Origin of the sequence: Acinetobacter sp. 226-1, assembly GCF_030329325.1 — a bacterium.
Taxonomy (GTDB): domain Bacteria; phylum Pseudomonadota; class Gammaproteobacteria; order Pseudomonadales; family Moraxellaceae; genus Acinetobacter; species Acinetobacter sichuanensis.
Window position 1 is genome coordinate 1 of record NZ_JACANU010000053.1, and the last position, 1,201, is coordinate 1,201.

The window sequence follows — 1,201 nt, forward strand, 5'->3', positions numbered from 1 at the left end:
GTAAACGTAGGTACACCGTTGTCTCAACCGGGTTTAACGGTAGATACATATAATGTGAATGCAGCGTTAGTTGCGGCGGTGACGACCACTACCCCAGCAGGTATTTATAACGATGTATTAAATATTAGTGTTGATTACTAAATTATTCACTGAATGAGGCTCATACTTTAGATTCGGTATTAATGATAGTAATTATAAAATGGTGGTGTTCTTACAGTTATGATTGTTTTAACATCACCTATATAATCCATTTTTTATGTGACAAAGTAGTCAATTAAATATATTGATATGATTTAATTTATTTTTTGTAAAATACAAAGCTCGTTCATAAATATTGAATATAAATTTAGAAGACTTAACTTCTATATACAGTTAATCATTAAAATTAAAAAATATTTTTTACTTATCACTGGTTATTTTTATTTTAGAAGATATTTATAAATAATTTATTTTATTTTCGATTATTTACGGTATTTATGGGAAATTAAAATAAAAAATAAGTATTTGTTTTTTTTATTTAATTTAAAGTTTATTTTATTTTTTTGTTAAGTGGGTTTAGTTTTTTTACTAGAATAATTTAGTTTTATTAATGATCAGTATATTAAAATACCTAATTTTAGGGATATATAAGAAGTCTAAAAAAGCGTCTAATAATAAATAACTTAAGGCATATTTAAAGGGCGACATCATGAGGAAGTTTTGTACTCAATGTTTGTATGTTGTGCTTTTTATTTCTTCATGGGCAAGTGCTGCAAACCAAACGTCCTCAGTGAGTGTTGTGACATCTATTCCTGTAAGTTGCCAGTTTTCAAATGTTAGCCCACAAATTGTTTTAAGTGAAGAAGCGCTTGTTGCAACAGGAATTTTTAACCTTCAATGTAATCAGAAATTTGAGCTACAACTGAGCACAAAGTCATTACAAGAAGGGGGAAATGGAACTTTTGTAAAAGCGTCAGGTGGAACCAAGTTAAAGACGTTAATTCAAATGAATTTTATAGGAAATGTTTATCAATTAGATGCGGTCAAAAAAATTCAAGTGGATGACCCCGCTAGTGTAGAACAAGGAACAATTCATGTGAAATTAGCAGAACCTGTCCAAAGCACTACGCCTGAAGGGGTTTATCAGGATGTGTTGTACTTGGATGTAACTTTTTAAATATTCGAACTGTGAGACAACAATGAAAATATTACTTAAAAGTGC

The 1,201-nt window shown here is 29.4% G+C and carries 1 protein-coding gene; it reads left to right on the forward strand.

Translation table 11 applies throughout. From position 1 onward, the window contains the following. Nucleotides 1–688: 688 nt before the first annotated feature. Complete coding sequence (locus tag HX124_RS18045) at nt 689–1,156, forward strand: hypothetical protein (protein WP_286384452.1); 468 nt, start codon at nt 689–691, stop codon at nt 1,154–1,156. Nucleotides 1,157–1,201 lie beyond the last annotated feature (45 nt).

Excerpts from the sequence above, each read along its gene's own strand:
- HX124_RS18045 (WP_286384452.1), top strand. The coding sequence starts at position 689 with ATGAGGAAGTTTTGTACTCAATGTTTGTATGTTGTGCTTTTTATTTCT.